15 protein-coding genes are annotated in these 17,143 nt (G+C 75.3%); 11 read left to right on the top strand and 4 right to left on the bottom strand.

The window, feature by feature from the left end; genetic code table 11:
- Positions 1 to 285 precede the first annotated feature (285 nt).
- A complete protein-coding gene (locus R3E88_01920) occupies positions 286 to 996 on the bottom strand; it encodes a hypothetical protein (GenBank protein MEZ4215205.1) in 711 nt (236 codons plus the stop codon).
- A gap of 139 nt (positions 997 to 1,135) precedes the next feature.
- Here R3E88_01920 and R3E88_01925 point away from each other — a divergent pair, with 139 nt between their 5' ends.
- The 3 genes from R3E88_01925 to R3E88_01935 are packed head-to-tail and all read left to right on the top strand — an operon-like array spanning position 1,136 to position 6,833.
- Positions 1,136 to 2,653: a tetratricopeptide repeat protein gene (locus R3E88_01925; protein MEZ4215206.1), complete on the top strand. Its 1,518-nt coding sequence runs from the start codon at positions 1,136 to 1,138 to the stop codon at positions 2,651 to 2,653.
- Complete coding sequence (locus R3E88_01930) at positions 2,650 to 5,190, top strand: hypothetical protein (GenBank protein ID MEZ4215207.1); 2,541 nt, start codon at positions 2,650 to 2,652, stop codon at positions 5,188 to 5,190. The genes R3E88_01925 and R3E88_01930 overlap by 4 nt, the downstream gene beginning before the upstream one ends.
- Positions 5,187 to 6,833, top strand: coding sequence for a hypothetical protein (locus tag R3E88_01935; protein ID MEZ4215208.1), 1,647 nt, complete (start codon positions 5,187 to 5,189; stop codon positions 6,831 to 6,833). The genes R3E88_01930 and R3E88_01935 overlap by 4 nt, the downstream gene beginning before the upstream one ends.
- On the opposite strand, the gene R3E88_01940 is transcribed toward R3E88_01935, so the two are convergent.
- On the bottom strand, positions 6,830 to 7,480 hold the full coding sequence (locus tag R3E88_01940) for a DUF4126 domain-containing protein (protein ID MEZ4215209.1): 651 nt from the start codon (positions 7,478 to 7,480) through the stop codon (positions 6,830 to 6,832). The two genes, R3E88_01935 and R3E88_01940, sit on opposite strands and share 4 nt — an antisense overlap.
- 285 nt (positions 7,481 to 7,765) lie before the next feature.
- Here R3E88_01940 and R3E88_01945 point away from each other — a divergent pair, with 285 nt between their 5' ends.
- Both R3E88_01945 and R3E88_01950 read left to right on the top strand, forming a co-directional pair.
- A complete protein-coding gene (locus R3E88_01945; protein ID MEZ4215210.1) occupies positions 7,766 to 8,455 on the top strand; it encodes an OmpA family protein in 690 nt (229 codons plus the stop codon).
- A 94-nt stretch (positions 8,456 to 8,549) separates the two neighbouring features.
- Positions 8,550 to 9,404: an MOSC N-terminal beta barrel domain-containing protein gene (locus R3E88_01950; protein MEZ4215211.1), complete on the top strand. Its 855-nt coding sequence runs from the start codon at positions 8,550 to 8,552 to the stop codon at positions 9,402 to 9,404.
- Between the two features lie 52 nt (positions 9,405 to 9,456).
- Here R3E88_01950 and R3E88_01955 read toward each other — a convergent pair whose 3' ends face one another.
- Both R3E88_01955 and R3E88_01960 read right to left on the bottom strand, forming a co-directional pair.
- The gene (locus R3E88_01955; protein ID MEZ4215212.1) at positions 9,457 to 9,747 is read right to left on the bottom strand and encodes an antibiotic biosynthesis monooxygenase; all 291 of its coding nucleotides are present in this window, start codon (positions 9,745 to 9,747) and stop codon (positions 9,457 to 9,459) included.
- 13 nt (positions 9,748 to 9,760) lie between these two features.
- On the bottom strand, positions 9,761 to 10,978 hold the full coding sequence (locus R3E88_01960) for an FAD-dependent oxidoreductase (GenBank protein ID MEZ4215213.1): 1,218 nt from the start codon (positions 10,976 to 10,978) through the stop codon (positions 9,761 to 9,763).
- A gap of 445 nt (positions 10,979 to 11,423) precedes the next feature.
- Between R3E88_01960 and R3E88_01965 the strand changes: the two genes are divergently transcribed.
- The 6 genes from R3E88_01965 to R3E88_01990 all read left to right on the top strand — a co-directional run bounded on the left by R3E88_01965 (position 11,424) and on the right by R3E88_01990 (position 17,076).
- The gene (locus R3E88_01965) at positions 11,424 to 12,524 is read left to right on the top strand and encodes a HAMP domain-containing sensor histidine kinase (GenBank protein MEZ4215214.1); all 1,101 of its coding nucleotides are present in this window, start codon (positions 11,424 to 11,426) and stop codon (positions 12,522 to 12,524) included.
- Positions 12,524 to 13,708: a HAMP domain-containing sensor histidine kinase gene (locus R3E88_01970; protein ID MEZ4215215.1), complete on the top strand. Its 1,185-nt coding sequence runs from the start codon at positions 12,524 to 12,526 to the stop codon at positions 13,706 to 13,708. The genes R3E88_01965 and R3E88_01970 overlap by 1 nt, the downstream gene beginning before the upstream one ends.
- Positions 13,705 to 15,117: a sigma-54 dependent transcriptional regulator gene (locus R3E88_01975; GenBank protein MEZ4215216.1), complete on the top strand. Its 1,413-nt coding sequence runs from the start codon at positions 13,705 to 13,707 to the stop codon at positions 15,115 to 15,117. Before R3E88_01970 ends, R3E88_01975 begins: the two co-directional genes overlap by 4 nt.
- 22 nt (positions 15,118 to 15,139) lie before the next feature.
- On the top strand, positions 15,140 to 15,892 hold the full coding sequence (locus R3E88_01980) for a PspA/IM30 family protein (protein MEZ4215217.1): 753 nt from the start codon (positions 15,140 to 15,142) through the stop codon (positions 15,890 to 15,892).
- 138 nt (positions 15,893 to 16,030) lie between these two features.
- The gene (locus tag R3E88_01985; GenBank protein ID MEZ4215218.1) at positions 16,031 to 16,693 is read left to right on the top strand and encodes a histidine phosphatase family protein; all 663 of its coding nucleotides are present in this window, start codon (positions 16,031 to 16,033) and stop codon (positions 16,691 to 16,693) included.
- Positions 16,690 to 17,076, top strand: a complete 387-nt coding sequence (locus R3E88_01990) for a hypothetical protein (protein MEZ4215219.1) — start codon at positions 16,690 to 16,692, stop codon at positions 17,074 to 17,076. The genes R3E88_01985 and R3E88_01990 overlap by 4 nt, the downstream gene beginning before the upstream one ends.
- Positions 17,077 to 17,143 lie beyond the last annotated feature (67 nt).

Below are 17,143 nucleotides of genomic sequence, written 5' to 3' on the forward strand. Positions count from 1 at the left end.
CGACGACCCCCTCCGATCGACACCGACCGAAGCGACCCGCGAGACATGGACGGCTCCTGATTGCGACCGCGGCGCAACGACGACGCCCGGCGCGAAGGCACCGGGTCGGGAACGCGCGGGGCACGCGCGCCGCGCGATCCGACACGGGCGCCGGGATCCTACACCCGGGACGCCCAAAGCGATTCCGAACGGACGGCGTCGAGGGCGCGCGAGGTCGGCGCGGCGTGCCGCGGGGCGGAACGCGCGCGGCGCATGCTGCCGGCGTGTTGCCGATCGACCGTCCGCCTAGCTTTCGCGGATGCGGCAGACGTTCGACGCCGGCCTCGGCGAGCCGTCGAACGGGAACGTGCACACGACGGCGAGCTTGCTCGAGCTGTCGGCGGCGGTCGCGGCGATCCGGTAGCCGGCGGAGCGGCTCGTGATCCACCAGTGGCACTCGATCTCGTCGGCGCGCTTGCGCAGGCACTGCCGCGGTGCCTCGCCGAGCACGAAGCTCAGCTCGCCGACGGTGCGCGCGGCGTCGATCGCGGCGCGCGCGGCGTGCGCGTCGTCCGGCAGCAGGGTCGGCGCGCGATCGCCGAGCGTGCCGCGCGCGCGCGCGAGCGAGGCCGCGAGCGAGTGGCGTGCGCGCACGGTCGTGGTGCAGCGGTTGAGCTCGCCGCCGCCGTCGTCCACGGGAACCACGCACACGACGCCCACCTTCTGCTCGATGCCCATGGCGCCCGAGATCTCGGGCCAGGCCGCATCGCGCGCGCCGAGCTCCCAGCTGCAGACGCGGTGCGCGACGTCGGCGTCGACGCACGTGTGGGGAGACTTGCCGAGCCTCTGCGAGAGCGCGCGCTCGCCCGACGTGTGCGCGAGCATCGAGCCCACGTCGACGGGCGCTTCGACGTAGGAACGGCAGCCGGCGAGCACGGCGCACGCGAGCCCGATGCACGCGAGCCGGGCGCATGCGAGCCGGGCGCACGCGAGCCGGGTGGGATGGACGGGTCGCATCGCGGTACCTCCCCGGCGCGCATGCTAGGCCGATGCGGAGGCTCGACTCAAGTGGAAGGCCCCGTCGCCGCCGTGCGGCGGCCCGCCGCGTGTGCTCGCCGCCCCGCGGCGACCCGCGTGCGGTACGCTCCCGCGTCCGATGGCGCGCCCCGCGAGCTCCCGAACCGACGCCCTCCTGGCCGCGGGCCTCGCCCTCCTCGCCGTCGCGGTCTACGCCTCGACGCTCGGCTTCGACTTCGTCGGCTTCGACGACGACGCCTACGTGCGCCACAACCCGGTCGTCGGCCGCGGGCTCACGCCCGACCTCGCGCGCTACGCGTTCTCGGTGCAGATCGCGAACTGGCACCCGCTCACGTTCTACTCGCACGCGCTCGACGTCGAGCTGTTCGGACTCGTGCCGGTGGGCCACCACGCGGTGAACGTCGCGCTGCACGCGCTCGCGACCGCGCTGCTGTTCGGCCTCCTGCGGTCCGCGACCGGAGCGCGCTGGCGCAGCGCGTTCGCGGCGGCGCTCTTCGCCGTGCATCCGCTGCACGCGGAGGTGGTCGCGTGGGTGTCGCAGCGCAAGACGCTGCTCTGCGCGGTGTTCGGGTTCGCCGCGCTGTGGGCCTGGGTCGCGTGGACGCACACGCGGCGCAGGACGTGGCTCGCTGCATCGGTCGCGTCGCTCGGCGTCGGTCTGCTGGCGAAGCCGATGCTCGTGAGCGTGCCGCTGCTCGCGCTCTTGCTCGACGCCTGGCCGCTCGGACGCGTGCGCGACGCGGCCTCGCTCGCGCGCTGCGCGCTCGAGAAGCTCGTGTTCGTCGTGCCCGTGGCGGCGGTCGCGGCGGCGACGCTGTTCGCGCAGCGCTCGATGGACGCGATGGCGCCGCTCGGCCTCGACGCGTTCCTGCGCGCGAGCCTCCCGAACGCCGTGCTCGGCCTCGCGTGGTACGTCGGGAAGGCGGTCTGGCCGGTCGGGCTCGCCGCGCACTATCCCCATCCCTATCTGCCGAGCGCCGGCGGCGTGCCGCCATCGGCGCTCGCGCTCGTGCTCGCGCTCGCGGTCGTCGTCGGCGCGAGCGGCGTCGCGTGGGCCGCGCGCCGGCGCGCTCCGTGGCTCGGGTTCGGCTGGGCCTGGCTCGTGGTCGCCCTCCTGCCCGTGCTCGGCCTCGTGCAGGTGGGGACGCAGGGCGTGGCCGATCGCTATGCGTACGTCCCGCTCGTCGGGCTCTTCGTCGCCGCCGCGTGGGGCGGCGACGCGCTGCTTCGCGCGCTGCGCGTGCCGCGACCCGCAGCCGCTGCGCTCGGGGTCTGCGTCGTCGCGGCGTTCGGCGTCGCGGCCCACGTGCAGGCGTCGCACTGGCGAAGCTCGCTCGCGCTCTACCGACGCGCCGTCGACGTGAGCCCGCGCGACGTCGCCATGCTGTTCAACCTCGGCAATGCGGAGCTCGCGCGCGGCGACGTCGACGAGGCGGAGCGCCTGTATCGGCGGGCGCTCGCCATCCATCCTGCGAGCTCGCCCGCGCAGCTGAACCTCGCCGAGCTGCTGCGCGAGCGCGGCCGCGCGGACGATCGCGCGGAATCGATCGCGCTGTATCGAAGCGTGCTCGTCGCGCGTCCCGGCAACCGGCGGGCGCGCGAAGGGCTCGCGGCGCTCGGCGAGACCGGCCCGTGAGCGCGAGCCCGTCGCGGGCTGTCGGGCGCGCCGGCCTCGTCGCGGGCGCGGTCGCCGCGGTCGCGCTCGTCGGCCTTTCGGCCGTGCGCTCGACCGGGTTCGCAGCGCCGGCCCTCGCGGGCGACGCGGGCGACGCGGGCGACGCGGGCGAGTGGATCGAGTATCCGCACGTCGTGCGCGCGACGTCGCACGTCGCGCGCCCGCTGACGGCCGTGTTCACCGCCGACCTTCCCGCCGACGCGACCGGCGACGAGCGCGTCGACGTGCGCTGCGCGGGCGCGTGTCGCGCTGCGCTGCCGGCGCGCGGCGCGCGCGAGGTGCGCATCGAGGCGTCGCGCGACGACGGGCCTCCCGCGGTCGCCGCGGTCGTGCGCGAGGGAGGACGCGTCGTGCTGCGCACGGACGCGCGCTGGCGCGCGACGCTCGACGGCGCGACCGAGCGGCCCGCGCGTCCCGTCGCGGCGACGCCGCGTCCGGACGTGGGCGCTCCGCCCGCGCCCGTGCCGTGGCTCGCCGTCGCGCTCGTCGCGGCCGCGTGCTCCGCGCTCGCGTCGTCCGCGCGCATCCGCGCGCTCGCGACGCCGCGCGTCGTCGGCGCGGCGATCGCGGTCGCCTGGCTCGCGCTGCTCGCGCACTCGAGCGTCGTCGCGCCGGGCTTCATGGGCTTCGACGCCGAGCACCACGTGCACTACGTGCGCCTGCTGCTCGAGCGCGGCGCGCTGCCGCTCCCGACCGACGGCGTGCAGACCTATCAACCGCCGCTCTACTACCTCGCGGCCGCATTCGCGCTCGCCGCGCTCGGGCTCGACACCGCGTCGCCGGCCGCACCCCTCGTGCTCCGCGCGCTCGCCTTCGCGCTCGGCGGTGTCGCCGTCGCCGGGCTCGCGACGGCGACGCGCGAGCTGTTCGCGGGCCGACGGGCGGCGCACGTGGCGGCGCTCGTGTTCGCAGGCTGCCTGCCCGTGCACGTGGCCGGTGCGCATGCGGTCGGGAACGAGATGCTCGTCGCCGCGCTCGCGAGCTGGGCCGCCGTCGCGCTCGTTCGCGTGCTGCGCGACGACGCGACGAGGCCGCGCGCTGCGGGTGCGCTCGGCGCGCTGCTCGGCGCCGCGGCGATGGCGAAGCTCTCCGCGCTCGTCCTCGCCGTGCCCGCGCTCGGCGCCGTCGCGCTGCGCCACGCCGGACGCCCGCGCGTCGCCGCGAGCGCGCTCGGCGCCGCGGCCCTCGTGTGCGCTCCCTACTACGCGTGGATCGCGTCGCACTACGGCACGCCCTTCGTCGGAAACTGGAGCGACGCCGTCGGCTTCGCGTGGTGGCAGGATCCGGGCACTCGCACGCTCGGTGACTGGCTGCGCTTCGGGCGCTGGTGGAGCGAGCCCTGGCTCGCCGGATTCGCGTCGGTTCCCGACGGGTTCTACGCGACGCTCTTCGCCGACTCCCTCCTGAGCGGCGAGCCGACGCGCTGGCTCGGGCCGCCGTGGAACGACGGTCTCGCTCCCGCAGCGCTCGCGCTCGCGCTCGTGCCCGCGGCGGTGATTGCCATCGGCCTCGCGCGCGGCGCGCGGCTCGCGTGGCGCGAGCCGTCGTGGGTGCGCGTCGCGTTCGCCGGTGTCGGCGTCGCGATGGCGGCCGCCTTCGTCGCGATGACGCTGCGCGTGCCGTCGTTCGCGCAGGCGAAAGCGTCGTACTGGGCGCCGGCGATGATCGCGCTCGTCGCCGCGTTCGCATGCGGGATCGACGTCGTGCTCGACCGGTTGCGCGGCGTGCTCGCGCCGGCGCGCGCCGTCTTCATCGGCGTCGTGGCGACGTGGGCGCTCGTGTCCGTGGCGTCGTTCTGGTCGCCGGCGGGCTCGTCGATCGCACTGCGCACGCGCGGCGAGCGCGCGCTCGCGGCGCGAAGCCCCGAGGCGGCCCTCGCGGCATTCGAGCGCGCGGAGCACGCGGGCGTCGCGACCGAGCGCGCCTGGCCGCTCGTCGGCCGCTGTCGCGCACTCGCGCAGCTCGGCCGCGATGCGGAGGCGGCTCCGTCGTGCGCGGAGGCGCTCGCGCGCGAGCCCGGCGACGCCGACGCGCTCTTCCACTCTGCGCGCATCGCGCGCCGGGAGGGCGACGCCGCTCGCGCGGCGGCGCTCCTGCAGCGCCTGCGCACCGCCGCGCCCGACGACGCGCGCGCGCCCGCGGAGTGGCTCGCCCTCGCGCGGGCGACCGGCGACGAGGCGCTCGCGCGCGGCGCGGCGCGCGAGTGGCTCCGCGTCGACCCGGGCCAGCCGCGCGCGCACGCGGCGCTCGTCGCGCTCGACGCGGCGCGCGACGCGGCCGACGCGGCCGACGCGGGCGACGCGGGCGGGACGCGCGACCGAGCGAGCGCGCGCGCGCCGCAGCGCGAGCGGGTGAGCGAGCGCGCGCCGGAGCGGGAGCGGGTGAGCGAGCGCGCGCCGGAGCGGGAGCGGGTGAGCGAGCGCGCGCCGGAGCGGGAGCGGGTGAGCGAGCGCGCGCCGGAGCGGGAGAGCGCGCGCGGGGACGGCGAGTCTCCGTGACGCGCGCGCAGCGCCGGCTCGGCGAGGGGGTGCTCGTGCTCGTCGCCGCGTTCGCGGCCTACGCGCCCGCGCTGCGCGGCGCGTTCGTGAGCGACGACTTCTACTACCTCTGGAGCAGCCCGAGCGTCGCGAGCCCGAGCTGGCGCGGCATCGTCGACATCCTCGATCCGTTCGGGAGCAGCGCGCTCTCGATCCTCAACTGGGCGCCCGTCCACCTGCTGCTGCACGCGCTCGAGGTCGCCGTCTTCGGACGCGATCCGCTCGGCTATCACGTCGTGAACGTCCTCGTGCACGTCGCCGCGGCACTCCTGCTCGCGCGGCTGCTCGTCCGCACGGGCGCGGACGCGCGCGCCGCGTTCGCGGCGGCGCTCGTGTTCGCGCTCCACCCCGCGAACGTCGAGGCCGTGGCGTGGGTGTCGCAGCTCAAGACCACGTCGTCGCTCGCGCTCGCCTTCGTCGCCCTGCTCGCCCTCGAGCGGCGGCCGGCGTTCGCGACCGCGGTCTTCGCGCTCGCGCTGCTCGCGAAGGCGCAGGCGCTCGCCGCGCTCCCCTTCGCGGCCGCGATGTCGTGGCTCGCCGCGCGCGGCGGCTCCGAGCGCACCGGAGCCGCCGCCGCGTCCGGCTCGGTGCCGCCGATCGCGTATGCGCCGCGCTGGGTCGCCGCCTGGGCCGTCGTCGGCGTCGGGTACGTCGCCGTCGAGCTCTCGATCTTCCGGGCGGCGAGCGAGTCGATCGCGCCGCTCCACGACGACCCGGTGCTGCTCGTCGCGAACCTCGTCGCCGTGGCGGGACGTTATGCGGTGATGATCGCGACGGGAACCGGGCTCGCCACGTTCCACCAGCCGGACGCGATCGAATCGCTCGCGAGCCCCTGGGTGTGGGGAACGGCGATCGGGCTCGCGCTCGCGGCGGCGCGCGCGCTCGTCGCGTTCCGGTCGCGGAGCCCGGAGCTCGCGTGGTGGGCGTTCGGCGCAGCGGCCTACGCGCCCATCTCCCAGGTGCTCCCGTTCCTGCACCCCGTCGGAGATCGCTACGTGTACTACCTGCTGCCGCCCGTGCTCGGCATCGCGCTGTGTGCGCTCCGCGCGCGGTCGATCGACGAGCGCCGCGTCGCGGTCGCGGGGGTCGCTCTCGCGCTCGTGTTCGGCGTGCTCGCGCACGCGCGGGCCGGCGTCTGGGCATCGCCCGAGCGGGTCTTCGCGGACTCCGCCGCGCGCTATCCGAACGGGTTGAAGGCGCACATGGGGGCGGCGCGCGCGGCCGCGCGCCGGGGCGACGGCGAGGCCGCGTGCACGAGCCTCGATCGCGCGCGCGCGCGCGGCTTCACGGGGCTCGCCCAGCTCTTCGCGGACCCGGGGCTGCGCGCGCTGCGCGGGACGCCGTGCTTCGACGCCATCGTGCGCGACGTCGCGCGCGAGCGCGTCGCGCACTTCGCCGCGCAGCGGCCGAGCCAGCTCGCGCTCGCGAACCTCGCCTTCGCACAGCGCGCGCTCGGCGACGTGGAGCAGGCGCGTCGCACGCTCGAGCGCGCCGTCGCGCTCGGAGGCCCGATGACGGCGTCGCTCGTCCGGCAGCTGCGCGCGCTCGAGCGCGGTGGCCGCGAGGCGGGCGCCGCGCCGCCGTCGCACGCGCCGGCGAGCTAGAGGAGCTCTTCGATCCGCGGGTCGCGCGGCATTTCCGCGGCGGTCGGCTCGGGCGCGCCGCCGAGCCGCCGGCGCACCCACGCGACGATGCCGCGCAGGCCGCGCCAGATCTTCGGCAGCAGCCACACCGCGAGCGCGACGAAGCCGGCGAGGAAGACGAGGAACGCGACGGGGTGGTGCAGCGCGGCCCACACGCCGCCGAGCACCATCACGTCCTCGGCGACGCTCGCCGTCCAGTTCGTGAACGGCTCGGGCGACGTGTTGATCAGCGCGCGCGTGCCCGCCTTGGTGGCGTGGCTTCCCGCTGCGAGCGTGCCGCCGACGAGCGCGGCCGCGACCTCGGCGCCCGGCCCGAGATCGCCGACGGCGCCGGCGGCGAGCACCGCGCCGGCGGGGATGCGGATGAAGGTGTGGATGGCGTCCCATCCCGTGTCGACGCCGGGCGTCTTGTCGGCGACGAACTCGACGACGTACATGAACCCGGCGGCCGCGATCACGAGCGGGTCGGACAGGATCGCGAGCTGCTCGGGCAGCACGATGTTGTCGGTGACCGAGAGCACGCCCAGCATGAAGACGGCGGCGTAGAGGTTGATGCCGCTCGCCCAACCGACGCCCATCGTCAGCGCTATCGTCTCGACGATTCCCATGCCGACCTCCCGTGTGGTGCTCGAGCGCGGCGGCGGCCTGCGACCCGGGCAGGCTATCGGAAATTCGCGCGGCGGGATCGCTCCGCGCGAATCGGCGCGGGTCGACGGCGTCGGAGCGCGCCGCTCCGTCCGGGAGTGCCGGAGCCCGAGCGCGAGGCATTCTCCCGCGACGGAGACGCCTCGCACGACGGCGCGTCCGGGACGACGAGCGGGCACGCGCACGGCGCGACGGGCCACCGGCACGGCGACGGCCGGCACGAAGACGACAACAAGATGGGAGAACCGATGACGATGCGAAGCTCGATTCCGATGCGCGCGGCGTGCGCCGCGCTGGCCGCGGTGTTCCTCGCCGCTGCGTTCGGCTGCACGACCGATCCGTACACCGGCGAGCAGAAGGTGAGCAAGACGGCGATCGGCGCCGTGCTCGGTGCGGGCGTGGGCGCGGCGATCGGCGCCGCGACGGGCGACAACGGTCGCCAGCGCAAGAAGCGCGCGCTGATCGGCGCCGGCGTCGGCGCGGTCGCCGGCGGCAGCGTCGGTGCCTACATGGACGTGCAGGAGGCGAAGCTCCGCAAGCGCCTGCAGGCGAGCGGCGTCGGCATCCAGCGCGTCGGCAACGACCTCATCCTCGTGATGCCCGGCAACGTCACCTTCGACGTCGACCGCGACTCGATCCGCCCCGACTTCTACGAGGTGCTCAACTCCGTCGCGATCGTGCTCGTCGAGTACGACAAGACGGTCGTCGAGGTCTCGGGTCACACGGACAGCACGGGCTCCGACCAGTACAACCTCGACCTCTCCGGTCGGCGGGCGAGCGCGGTGGCGACCTATCTCCGCAGCCAGGGCGTCGCCGACATGCGCCTGCTCACGCTCGCGTTCGGCGAGTCGCGCCCGATCGCCCCGAACGACACCGAGGCGGGCCGCCAGCAGAACCGGCGCGTCGAGATCACGCTCTCGCCCGTGACCGAGGGCTGAGTCCGCCGCGGAGCGCGCGCTCCGGCGGATGTGAACGAATGACGGGCCGGCCTCGCACGGGGGTCGGCCCGTCCTGCTTCGGGAGGAGAGCCGCGTGCAGCCGGTCGTCCGTTCGCTCGCGTACTACCCGGTGAAGGGCTGCGCGGGAATCGAGGTCGACGAGCTCGCGCTCGACGACGAGGGCCCGCGCTTCGACCGCGAGTGGATGGTCGTCGACGAGCAGGGCGTCTTCGTCACCCAGCGCGACACGCCGGCCCTCGCGCGCGTCGGCGTCGCACTCGACGAGGACGCGGGACGGCTGCGTCTCGACTTCGCGGGAGCGGACGCGATCGACGTCCCGCTCGACGCGGAAGAGCGCGGCGCGCCCCATCGTCCGTCGCGCGTGTGGCTCGACGTGCTCGACGCCGTCGACCAGGGCGATGCCGTCGCGCGCTGGCTCACGGCGCGGCTCGAGCGGCCGCTCCGCCTCGTACGGAAGGCGCGTGAAGCGCGGCGCGAAGCGCCGCCGCGCTTCGCGCCGTGGCGCGCACACACGCGCTTCACGGATGCGTTCCCGCTGCTCGTCGTGGGCGAGGGGTCGCTCTCCGCGCTCGTCGAGCGGCTCGGCCGCCCGCTCGAGATGCGGCGCTTCCGCCCGAACGTCGTCGTCGCCGGCGCCCCCGCGCACGCCGAGGACGAGTGGCGCCGCATCCGCGTCGGCGACGAGCACGAAGGCATCGAGCTCGGCTTCGCGAAGCTCTGCTCGCGCTGCGCCGTGCCGACCGTGGACCCGAGCACGGGCGTGCGCGATCGCGCGGGCGAGCCGCTCGCCGCGCTCGCGCGCTACCGCACGCGCGAGCTCGACCACGGCGACGGACAGGTCGAGCGCGGCGTCTTCTTCGGCGCGAACTACGTGCACGCGGGGCCGGGACGCCTTCGCGTCGGCGCGCGCGTCGAGGTGCTCGCGTGAGACGCGTGCGGGCGCTCGCCGCGCCGGCGTCCGCGCGGGGCCGCCGCGCCGACTAGCCTTCGCGGTACGTCGTGTGCGCCGGGCGCCGGGAGAGGATGTTCTCCTTCCCCCAGCTCGTGACCTTCTTGAACGCGTCCGACGCCGTGAACGCGCGGAACGCGTCCTCGCTCGCCCAGCGCGACACGATCAGGTACGCGGGCTCGGCGTCGCCGACCTCCTTGTAGAGGTGCGACTCCTCGTGCCCGTCGATGCCCTTCATCGTGTCGACGACCTTCGCCACGGCCGCCTCGAAGACGGATTCCTTGCCGGGCAGCACGTGGTAGTTCATTCCGATGGTGACCATCCGGTCCTCCGTGTCAGGCCTTCGCCGTCGCGGCCGCGACGGCGTCCGCGAACGACGTCGACTCGCGCAGCGTGCGTCGATAGGCGATGAGCTTGCGCGGCTCGTTGAAGGAGAGCGCGCCGACGAGGCGCCCCTTGCGGCCGTACAGCTTGAGGAACTTCCGCTCGGCGAGCGAGCCGCTCACGATCGCGCTCTCGTCGGCACCGCCGAGGCGCCCGGCCGACTGGATCTTCACGTCGTACTGGTCGGACCAGAAGAACGGCACGGACGCGAACTCGGGCGCGTCGCCGCCTCCCGCGAGCAGCGTCTCGACGGCCGCGCGCGCCATCTCGGTCGCGTTGCTCCAGTGCTCGATGCGCATGTCCTCGCCGAACAGCGGGTTGTGCCACTGCGCGACGTCGCCCGCGGCGACGATGCCGGGGACGTTCGTCGCGCAGCGCGAGTCGCACACGACGCCGTTGCCGAGCGCGAGGCCCGACCCGTCGAGCCACTGCGTGCACGGCGCGACGCCGATCCCGACGACGACGACGTCGGCGTCGACGGCGCTGCCGTCGCCGAGCCGCACGCGCTCGACGCGCGCGCCGCCCTCGAGCGCGTCCACGCCGACGCCGAGCCGCACGTCGACGCCGTGGTCGCGATGGAGCGCGGCGACCGTCTCGCCGACGTCGCGCCCGACGGCGCGCTCGATCGGCACGGGGAGCGCCTCGATCATCGCGACGTCGAGGCCGCGTGCGCGGCAGCTCGCGGCGACCTCGGCGCCGATGAAGCCCGCACCGACGACGGCGACGCGCGGCCCGCGCTCGAGCTCGCGCCGGAGCGCGACGGCGTCCTCGAGCGTCCGCAGCGTGTACACACCCGGGACGGCGTCCTGGTTCGGGAGCCGCCGCGGCGCGGCGCCCGTCGCGATCACGAGGCCGTCGAACGCGAGCGACTCGCCGCCGTCGAGCTCGACGCGTCGCGCACTCGCGTCGAGGGCGACGGCGCGGCGGCCGAGCCGCAGGTCGAGGCCGAGCGCGGCGAAGCGATCGGCGTCGCGCACGAGCGCCGTCTTCTCCGGCTCCCAGTCGCCCTTCAGCACCTCCTTCGAGAGAGGCGGGCGGTCGTACGGCATCGCGCTCTCGTCGCCGACGAGCGCGAGCGCGCCGTCGTAGCCGAGCTGGCGGAGCGCCTCGGCGGCGCGCAGCCCGGCGAGCGATGCGCCGATGACGGCGACCCGTTCGAGCTTTCCCAACGCGAACTCCTCCTCGGCGCGGAGCCGTGCCGCGCGGCGCGGATCGCCGCGGGCACTCGCTGCACGCGTGCGGGACACGGGGCCGGCCGGCGCGGCGGCGCGCGCGGCCGGGCGCGCGGCAGCATACCAGCGAGCCGCGCCGGCCCGAACGGCCCGAAGGCGCCGCCTCCCGACTGCAGCGATGCGGCTGCACTGAAGTGCCGACGCTGCAGCTCCGGGGCGGCACGGATGCCGTAAGTCCCTGATTTCACGAGCCTCCATCCGGGCACGGGGCTTGCGATGAGCGGCCGCCATGCGCGGCTGGCACCATGCGGCGGACCGGGATCGAGGCCCCTTCGAGGCCGCGTCGGCCTGCTCGTCCCGGGTGCCCGGAGCGCCCCGGGCGGCGGCGCGCGCGCACACGGCGCGCGCGCGTGCGGAGCGCGAAGGGACCGGAGAGGTCGCGATGGACCACCGCGACGCGCGCCGCCTCGCGCGCGACGAACGGCGCGAGGAGCGCCGCGAGGCGCGGGACGCGCGTCGCGGACGCAAGCGGCGCGAGCCGCTGTCGCCGGACGAGCGGCGCCTGCGCGACGCGCGCCGCCGCGCCGGTCGCCGGGCCGGCTTCTACACGCACTTCATCGCGTTCGCGACGACGCTCGCGCTGCTGGTCGTCGCGACGCGGAGCGCGCGCGTCGTCGCGATCGTCGCCGCCGGCTGGGGCATCGGCGTCGCGCTCCACTACTTCGGCGCCATCCTCGCGCCGCGCCTCCGGCAGCGCTGGATCGACGACGAGCTGCAGCGCAGCGCGCCGTCGCGCGTCGACGCGCAGCGGCGCCGCGTGGAGCAGGAGAAGGTGCGATCGCTCGAAGAGCTCTCGGCGTCGATCGCGCACGAGATCCGGAATCCCATCACCGCCGCGAAGAGCCTCGTCGCGCAGATGGGCGAGGACCCGACGTCGGGCGAGAACGTCGAGTACGCGCGCGTCGCGCTCGGCGAGCTCGACCGCGTCGAGCGCTCGATCTCGCACCTGCTCCGGTACGCGCGCGACGAGGAGCTGCGCGTCGAGGTCGTCGACGTCGCCGGCCTCGTGCGGTCGGCGCTCGAGACGTTCCGCGACCGCATCGCGCGCGACGGCGTTCGCGTCGACGTCGACGTCGACGCGGCGGGCTTCGTGCGCGGCGATGCCGACAAGCTCCGACGCGCCGTCATCAACCTCGTGGCGAACGCGCTCGACGCGATGGGCGACGACGACGGCGCCCGCTCTCCCGTCCTGTCCGTGTCGGCGGGCGAGAACCTGGCCGGCACCGAGGCGTGGGTGCGCGTGCGCGACAGCGGGCCGGGCATGAGCGGCTCGACGCTCGAGCGCGTGTTCGACCCGTTCTTCACGACCAAGGATTCCGGAACCGGGCTCGGGCTCGCGCTCGCCCGCAAGCTCGTCGAGGCGCACGGCGGGAGCCTCGAGGCGGTGTCGGAGCCGGGCGTCGGCAGCGAGTTCGTGCTCGTCCTGCCGCGCGACCCCGACCCGAGCGACCACGCGCGCACGACGACGGGAGGAAGGCGATGATGGATCGCGCCGCGGCGCCGCTGGCGTCCGTGCACTGGGACGAGGAGGTGGAGGCGATGTCGAGCCCGCCCGAGGACGAGGCGCCGCGCCGACACCGGCGGCACGGGCGCGCGAAGCGGCGACGCGAGGCGCGCGCGCAGGCCGAGCTCGACCGCGCGCACGAGCGCGAGCTGCGCGGCCTGCGCATGCGCGAGCTCGCCGACGTCGACCCCGCGCTGCTCTCCGACGACGAGCGCGCCTATCTCGAGGCGCACCGCAGCGCGGAGGAGAAGGTCGCGCTCATGCGCGACCTCGCGAAGCCCGCGCTGATCACGACGATCCTGCTCGTGCTCGTCTGGCCGGTCGGCGTGGTCGCGCTGCTCTACAACGCCTGGCGGCACGGCCGGCGCGCGTACCGCGTGTTCGTCGAGCCCGAGCTGCGCGACCGCTTCGTCGACGGCGAGGTCTCGAAACGGCTCGACCAGCGCGTGCAGGCGCAGCGGCGCGCGATCGAGACGGAGCACGCGCGTTCGCTCGAGAAGCTCTCCGCCTCGATCGCGCACGAGATCCGCAACCCGATCACGGCCGCGAAGAGCCTCGTGCAGCAGATGGGCGAGGAGCCGGGCTCCTCGGACAACGTCGAGTACGCGCGCATCGCGCTCGGCGAGCTCGAGCGCGTCGAGCGCTCGGTGTCGCACCTGCTGCGCTTCGCACGCGAGGAGGAGCGGCGCGAGCAGCCCGTGCTGCTCGGCGACGTGCTCGCCTCGGCGCTCGAGACGTTCCGCGAGCGCGCCGAGCGCGAGGGCGTCGCGATCGAGCGCAGCTACGACTGCGACGGCGCGGTGACGGGCGACCCCGAGCAGCTGCGCCGCATCGCGATCAACCTCGTGGGCAACGCCATCGACGCGCTGTGCGAGGCGCGCACCCCGTCGCCCCGCGTCGAGGTCGCCCTCGGCGAGAACCTCGCCGGCACGCACGTCTGGATGCGCGTGCGCGACAACGGCCCGGGCATGGAGCCCGACGTCGCGGCGCGCGTCTTCGACCCGTTCTTCACGGCGAAGACCTCGGGAACCGGCCTCGGGCTCCCCATCACGAGGAAGCTCGTCGAGGCGCACGGCGGAGCGATCGAGGTGGCGAGCGAGCCGGGGCGCGGCACCGAGCTCCTCGTGACGCTCCCGAAGCGCGCGCAGGCGGACGCGCGATGACGGCGCGCGTTCTCGTGGTGGAGGACGAGCAGGCGATCCGCGTCGCGCTGAAGGGCCTGCTCGGGCGCGAGGGCTACGACGTCTCGCTCGCCGAGGACGGCGAGCGCGCGATCGCGGCGCTCTCCGAGGGCGACTTCGATCTCGTGCTGACGGACCTCGCGCTCGGCCGAGGCCCCGACGGCATGGCGGTGCTCCGCGCCGCGAAGGCCGAACGCGCGTCGACGGCCGTCGTCATGATCACGGCGCACGGCTCGGAGAAGATCGCCGTCGAGGCCATGAAGGCCGGCGCGGACGACTATGTGCCGAAGCCCTTCGACAACGACGAGATCCGCGTCGTCGTGCGCCGCGCGCTCGAGCGGCACCGGCTCGAGCGCGAGAACCGGCTGCTCCTCGAGCGCATCGAGCGCGAGTTCGGGTTCGGGAAGCTGATCGGGTCGGGCGCCGCGATGCGCGCCGTCTTCGAGACCGTCCAGAAGGTCGCCGAGACCGACCTCACCGTGCTCGTCCGCGGCGAGAGCGGGACGGGCAAGGAGCTCGTCGCGCAGGCGCTGCACGACGCGAGCACGCGCCGGCACAAGCCGTTCGTCGCGGTCAACTGCGCGGCCATCAACCGCGAGCTCGTCGAGAGCGAGCTCTTCGGCCACGAGAAGGGCGCGTTCACCGGGGCCGACCAGCGCCGCGAGGGCCGCTTCGAGGCCGCGAACGGCGGCACGATCTTCCTCGACGAGATCGGCGACATGGCGCCGGAGACGCAGGCCAAGGTGCTGCGCGTCCTCCAGGAGCGCACGTTCGAGCGCGTCGGCGGGACGCGCACGGTCGAGGTCGACGTGCGCGTCGTCGCCGCGACGCACCGCAACCTCGAGCAGGCGGTGCGCGCGGGCACCTTCCGCGAGGACCTGTACTACCGGCTCAAGGTCGTGGAGATCGAGCTGCCGCCGCTGCGCGCGCGCCGCGAGGACGTCGGCGCGCTCGCCGAGCGCTTCCTCGACGTGGTCGCGGAGCGCCTCGGGCGGCCGCGGAAGCGGCTCGCCGACGCCGCGCTCGCGCGCCTCGCGCGACACGCGTGGCCGGGCAACGTGCGCGAGCTGCGCAACGTCATCGAGCAGGCCGCCGTGCTCTCGCAGGGCGACACGATCGAGGCGGACGACCTGAAGCTCGACGATGCGGTGCGGCCCGCGTCGGTCTCCGGCGCGGCGCCGGGTGTCGACACCTCGGTGCCGTTCGGCGAGGCGAAGCGCTCGCAGGTCGAGCACTTCGAGCGCGCCTACCTGCTGCGCGCGCTGCGCGAGAACGAAGGCAACGTGTCGCGCACGGCGCAGGCGATCGGCATGGTGCGACAGAGCCTGCAGCAGAAGATCCGCGAGCTCGATCTTCGCGACGAAGACTGGGGTCGCGACGAGGGGCGGTGAGCCGCCGATGGAGGTACCGACGATGACGAAGAGCGACGAACGACCGGGGATGTGGTCCCGCTTCCGGAGTCTCGCGCACGGCCTGTTCGCGGGCTGGGTGCGGCGGCGCGAGAACCGGAGCCCCGAGCTCGTCTACGAGCAGGCGATCGAGGGGCGCGTGCGGCAGTACCGCGAGCTCAAGCAGGCGGTCGCCGGGATCCTCTACATGCGCACCAAGCTCGAGGGCGAGATCGGCGAGCGGCGCGCGGAGATCGCGCGCCTCCACGACGACATCCGGCGCGCCGTGCGCGGCGGGAAGGAGGAGATCGCGGTCACGCTGATCGCGCAGAAGCAGTCGCTGTTCGAGGATCTCGAGCGCGCCGAGGCCGACCTCGAGAGCGTGCGCGGCGAGGCGGCCGAGGCGAAGAACAACCTCGTGCGCTTCCGCGAGGAGATCCGGTCGCTCGTGCGCGAGAAGGGGCGCATGCTGGCGACGCTCGCGAACGCGCAGGCGCGCCGCCGGCTCCAGTTCGCACTCGAGGGCATGTCGGTCGACGCGGAGATGGCGGCGCTCGAGAGCGTGCGCGAGCACATCGGGCGCATGGCGACGGAAGGGCGCATCGACCACGAGCTCGGCGACGACGGCTCGCTGCGCCGCAAGCTTCGCGCCTTCCGCGACGAGGCGCGGTACGAGTCCGCGCGCGCCGAGCTCGCGCAGGTGAAGGCGGAGCTCGGCCGCAACGTGCTGCCCGCGACGGCGCGCGTCGCGGCGGCCGGCGTCGCCGCAGCCGGCTGAGCGCAGCCTCGAGCCCGAACGGGCCATGCGAGGGCCGCACCGCCGGAGCGCGGTGCGGCCCTTCGCCGTCCGGCGCCGCGAGAGGCGCGGCGCCGATGCTATGTTGCCCCGCCGCCGGACGCGCGGCGGAGGTCGACCGTGGAGCTGCTGCTCGTCCGCCATGGCCTGCCGCTGCGCGTCGAGCGCGCGGACGGCCGCCCCGCGGACCCGTCGCTCGCGCCCGAGGGCGTGTGGCAGGCCCGGCGCGTCGCGCGTTTCCTCGCTCGCGAGCGCATCGCCGCCGTCGTGGCGAGCCCGCTCCGCCGTGCGAAGGAGACGGCCGCGCCGCTCGCGGAGGCGCTCGGCCTCGACGTCGCGGTCGAGCCCCGCATCCGCGAGGCGGATGCCGACGCGTCGTCCTACGTCCCGCTCGAGGAGCTCAAGCGCGACGATCGCGCGGCCTGGGAGGCCGCGATCCGCGGCGGCATCTTCGGCGGCGGCGATCCGCGCGCGTTCCAGCGCGACGTCGTCGACGCGCTCGAAGGCGTGATCGCATCGCACCCCGGAGGCCGCGTCGCCGTCTTCTGCCACGGCGGCGTGATCAACGCGTGGGCCGCGCACGTGCTCGGCATCGACGACCTGCTCTTCCTCGACGCGCGCTACACGAGCGTGAGCCGCTTCCTCGCGGCGTCGAGCGGCGAGCGGTCGGTCGCGAGCCTCAACGAGACCGCGCACCTGCGGGCCGACCTCTTCGACGACGTCCCCGACGTCTCCGATGGCGTCGACGCGGCCGCGCGCGGTGGCGCGACGGCCGCGCGATGAGCGCGGACGCAGCGGTCGCCGTCGCGCTCGTCGGGGCGCTGGCGACGGCCTTCGCCGCCCGCGCCGTGCTCCGCGGGAAACGTCCGGGCGCCTTCGCGCGCGCGGCTCGCGCCGACGAGCCCGCGAGCTCCCGCGCGCGCGACGGCGTCGGCGACGGTGCCTCCGACGTCGCCCCGACGATCGACGCCGATCACGCCTTCCTGCTCGCGCGCTGCGCGGGCGACGAGGGCGAGGTGTTCCGGCGGCTCGAGGCCGAGATCCGTCGCAACCCCTCGCTCGACGAGCGGGAGGCCTATCGCCGCGCAGTGCGCACGTGGTTCCTCGAAGCCCGCGGCGGCACGCACGGCACGATCGGCGAAGGGGTCGAGGACGTCTGGCTCTGAGGCCGGGCGCGTCCGCCCTCGGTCGTTCCCCCGAGAGTTGCTCGCATAACACTGGATTCTTCCGTTG

Source organism: Myxococcota bacterium (assembly GCA_041389495.1).
Classification (GTDB): Bacteria; Myxococcota_A; UBA9160; order UBA9160; family UBA4427; genus JAWKRT01.